Origin of the sequence: Gemmatimonas sp. (genome assembly GCF_044376735.1) — a bacterium.
Lineage (GTDB): Bacteria > Gemmatimonadota > Gemmatimonadetes > Gemmatimonadales > Gemmatimonadaceae > Gemmatimonas.
This window is the reverse complement of sequence record NZ_JBILKJ010000195.1, coordinates 1-4,377: the sequence shown is the minus strand read 5'-3', so window position 1 is coordinate 4,377 and position 4,377 is coordinate 1. Positions and strand designations below refer to the sequence as shown.

The following is a 4,377-nucleotide window of genomic DNA, read 5'->3' as shown; positions in this document are numbered from 1 at the left end:
GCTCTCGAAGTGCACCATCCCGGCGAAGTCGCGGGCGAGGTCGCAATGAAAGCGAATGCGTTCGGCGAGCCCCTCCGCACCGTAGGCGCGCATCACCATCCACAGCTTCAGCGAGCGGAACCGACGCCCCAGCTGAATGCCGTAGTCCATCAGGTTCACCGTCTCGTCAGGCGTGCTGGTGATCAGGTACTCGGGCAGCAGCGCGAAGGCGCGCCGCAGCGCGTCGGGATGCCGCGTGTACATCACCGAGCAATCCATCGGCGTAAAGAGCCACTTATGCGGGTTCACCACGAACGAGTCGGCCTCGTCGGTGCCGTCCATGAGATGGCGCATTTCCGGCACGATCGCCGTGACCCCACCGTACGCCGCGTCGACGTGCACCCAGCAGCCATGCGCGCGCGCGATGCGCACCACGGCGCGCACGGGGTCCACGCTGGTCATGCTCGTCGTGCCGACGCACGGCACCACCGCCATGGGATGGAAGCCCGCTGCGATGTCGGCCTGTATCGCCGCCTCGAGCGCCTCGGGGCGCAGGCGAAAATGCTCGTCGGCGGGAATCTTCACGAGATTCTCGTGGCCGAGGCCGAGGGCAATCACCGCCTTGTCGATCGACGAGTGCGCATGTTCGCTGCAGTACACGCGCAGTGCCGGCACGTCGGGGCGCCCGGCCATCCCCTTCATGCGCACGTCGTAGCCCGCCTGCTCACGCGCCGCCGCCAGCGCGTAGAAGGTGCTCACGCTGGCGGTATCGGTGATCTGTCCGAACCACCCGTCGCTCAGGCCCATGAGCTGCCGCAGCCAGTCCAGCGAGACCTGCTCCAGCTCGGTCACGGCGGGACTCGTGACCCACAGCATGCCGTTCGCATTGAGGCCGGCGGCAAGGAGTTCGCCGAGGATACCAGGGTAGGAGCCGGAGTTCGCGAAGTAGGCGAAGAACCCGGGATGGTTCCAGTGCGTGATGCCGGGCAGGATGGTGTCGCGAAAGTCGCGGAGCATGGTCTCGAGCGGCTCTCCGTGCATCGGCGCCGACGCGGGGAGCGCGGCGCGAACCGTTCCCGGCTCCACCCGGCTTTTCACCGGAAGCCGGGTCGCGTGCTCGAGGTAATCGGCGACCCAGTCCACGGCGGCATGGGCCGCTGCACGGAAGTCGTCGGGGGGGAGATCGCCGAGGAAGGTGGAATCGATAGCCATGTGAAAAAGCTATCGTGGGCCCGGGCGCTGAGGGGGGCGAATGGCCCCGGTGACGTGCGCGAGAACGCCCCAATCGGGCCGTCAGTCCAACAGCGACTCCACCGCGTCCATCAGCTGCTGCTGCGAGAAGGGCTTCGCCAGAAACATCGCATCGATTTGGAGCGTGCCGTCGTCGTCGGCCAGTTCCTGATTGGTGTATCCGGAGATGAACAGGATGGGCAGCGTCGGATAGTCCCGAAGCACCCGCTGCGCGAGTTCCCGTCCGCCGAGTTCGGGCATCAGCACGTCGCTGATCACCAGCGCCACGTCGGGGCGCTCGGCGAGTGCAATCAGCGCCTCGCGGCCGCTGGCCGCTTCGATGGGGGTGAAGCCGTGGCGCCGGAGGATGGTCGCCACCAGGCGCCGCACGGCATCCTCGTCATCGACGACCAGCACCGTGCGGGGAGGCGCGGTGGTGAGGGGCACCGCATCGGGCGCTGGTTTCACGACCGCCGCCGTGCCCGCCGCCGTGCCGTCCGCGGGTGCCGTCGATTCCGCCGGCAACAGAATTTCGATGCGCGTGCCGCGGCCGGGCGCACTGTCGAGCGACATGAATCCACCGGATTGGCGCACGAGTCCGTACACCATCGAGAGGCCGAGTCCCGTGCCTTCGCCAGTGGGTTTGGTGGTGAAGAACGGTTCGAACACACGCGCCTGCAACTCGACGGGAATGCCGACGCCCGTGTCATGCACCGCGAGTACTGCGTAGCGGCCGGGTGGAATCGCATCGCCCTGTGCCCCAACGCGCGGGTGGTCCAACAGGAGCTCGCCGCAGCGAACGGCAATCGCACCGCCGTTGACGGTCGCGTCCCGGGCGTTGACCACGAGGTTGAGCAGGACTTGATCGAGTTGCGTGCGGTCGGCCGCCACGAAGGACGGTGAGGTGTCGACGTCCAGCCGGGTGCCCGCCCCGACCATGCGGCGCAGCATCGGGATCAGCTCCTGCACCGTGGTGGCCAGATCGAATACCGTGGTGCGCAGCGTCTGCTTGCGGCTGAACGCCAGCAGTTGGCTGGTGAGCTGGGCGGCGCGATCGGTCGCGGAGGCGATTTCCCGCAGCAGTTCCAGCGCCGCCGTCGGGATCGCGGGCACGTCCGTCAGTAGTTCGGTGTTGCCTTCGATGACCGTGAGCAGGTTGTTGAAGTCGTGGGCGACCCCGCCCGCCAGCTGGCCGATCGCCTCCATCTTTTGCGACTGGCGCAGCTGGTCCTCGAGGAGCCGCCGGGCCGTCATGTCACGGAACCCCCAGACCCAGCCGACGATCGTCTCACCGAGATACTGCGGGCTGGCGTGCCATTCGATGAGGCGGCCGTCGGTGGTCCGCAGCTCCTCGGCTTCCCGGAGCGGGCGCTCGTCGTGCGCGCGCCGCATCCATTCGTGGAATCGCGGCCCCGACTCGATCTGTTCGGCAATCCGCGCGTGCACCGGGACGCCATCCAACGGGGCACCCGAGGCGGCGGACAGCCGCCACAGATGGCGTAACCGCTGGTTGCTGCGCACCTCGTTCACCCCGAGGTCGAGCACCAGCACGGCGTCGGAGCTCGCGTCGAGCGTCGCTTCCAGCAGCGACATCGCCTGCCGCACGGCGTCGCGCTCACCGATGGCGGTGCGCATCCGTTCCAGCCGGTCGGCGAGTTCGCGCGACACGGTTTCAAGTGAGTGCTCCATCATCGCCCGGTCGTGGTCCGCGTCCACGTACGCGGCCTCAACGGCGTCGAGAAACGGCAGCAGCGACGCCGGCACGTCGGCCACCTCACCGAAGTGCCGCCGCAGCTGACGGATCAACAGCTTGTGCCGGCGGGCACTACTCACGGAACGTGGTGATCGTCATGGTCTGATTGTGCAGTTCGCACACGGTCGATCCGCTGAACGGAGCGATCTCGCCATACGAGTAGAAGCCGATGAGTGGGGCGTCGGCGCCCAGCACGTCGCGTACGCTCTCGACTTCCTCTTCGACGCGCTGCTTGAGTACCAGCTTGCGGCCCACGCAGCTGATCAGGATGGCCAGATCCGGGGTGGGGTTCCCCATGGCCTCGAGCGCCGCACCAGCAGCCCCCTGTGCGCCGTCGACCAGCCGGTCGACGTTGGCCTTCATGAGCCGGGCCAAATGCCCCTGCGGCACGTCGCCGGCAAAGGTCAGGCTCCCGGCGGCTTCGTCCACGCCAAGAATGGTGCGCACGACGCCAGACTCGCCTTGCGACGCGCGCACGCTGAGCGGAAACAGTAACCCACTGCTCGGGAGCTCGCTGGCGTGCGGGCCCAGGTAGCTCTTGTACAGCTCCAGCGCCGGCGCGCCGTCCAGTTCGTACAGCACGTTCCCGGCCGATCGGGTGATCACGCGTTCGGGGCCGAACGCATCCCACCCGCCGAGGGACCCGTGCCCGACCCGCAGTCGGTCGCCGTACAGCCCGATCGCCGCCACGACGTGGCCGGCGCAGCGGTCGTCGATGCACACACAGGTGCGCGCGAAGTCCGCCCCGTCGGCGGCCAGCCCACCGGTCACGAGGACGTGTGACGGCAGCCGACGACGAAGGCCGGCCAGTAACTCGGACCCGTTCACCTGCAGTCCTTCCGACAGGACAAAGACGTGTTTCAGGTCGTCGGCGTGCAGCGCCTCGGCGAGCGCCTCGCCCACCCGGCTGCTGGCGTCCATGGAGGGTAACGGCAGCTCAGCCACGCGCACCGGGGTGTGCTCGAACTGCACCACGGCCGCGACGACCGTGTCGTCGGTAACATCGGTGCCGCAAATCTCGCCAGCGGTCGAGCAACCGACGAGGCGCGCCCCCGGGTACCGCGCGCGGAGCGTCGCCACGGCGTCGGACTCCTCCAGCGCCGCGCGGGCACCGAAGAGCAGCATGATTTGCGGCGCGATGGAAATGTCTTTGCCGCGCACCGTGCGCCATCCCGACGGACGGGTCCACTGTAGCTTGTGTACGAGCATGGCGGTTCGATGGAGGGAAACGATCGCGCAGGGCGCACAGTATGGACGACGCAGCGGCTACGGCGTCAAGCGCAGCCCCCACTGCTCCCGAAGGTATTGCTCCAGCACCCGCGCCGTCGCGTCGGCAAAGCGCTCGCGATTCGCCGCGTTATCGCGCACTCCCGCGAAGTGGGCTTCGACCTGTACGCCACAAATCATCCCGCCGG

General features: G+C 68.1%; 3 protein-coding genes. All 3 read right to left on the bottom strand.

Annotated elements, in window-relative coordinates; genetic code table 11:
- Positions 1 to 1,191, bottom strand: a 1,191-nt coding sequence (locus ACIRA7_RS15235; protein ID WP_396221695.1) for a pyridoxal phosphate-dependent decarboxylase family protein, incomplete at its 3' end; no start/stop codon positions are given.
- A gap of 81 nt (positions 1,192 to 1,272) precedes the next feature.
- Complete coding sequence (locus ACIRA7_RS15230; RefSeq protein WP_396221694.1) at positions 1,273 to 3,042, bottom strand: ATP-binding protein; 1,770 nt, start codon at positions 3,040 to 3,042, stop codon at positions 1,273 to 1,275.
- Entirely contained in the window at positions 3,035 to 4,171 is a 1,137-nt protein-coding gene (locus tag ACIRA7_RS15225; protein ID WP_396221693.1) for an FIST signal transduction protein, read from the bottom strand. The genes ACIRA7_RS15230 and ACIRA7_RS15225 overlap by 8 nt, the downstream gene beginning before the upstream one ends.
- Positions 4,172 to 4,377 lie beyond the last annotated feature (206 nt).

What these genes read in the sequence shown, in the direction of transcription:
- ACIRA7_RS15225 (WP_396221693.1), bottom strand. Translation starts at nt 4,171, where the DNA reads ATGCTCGTACACAAGCTACAGTGGACCCGTCCGTCGGGATGGCGCACG.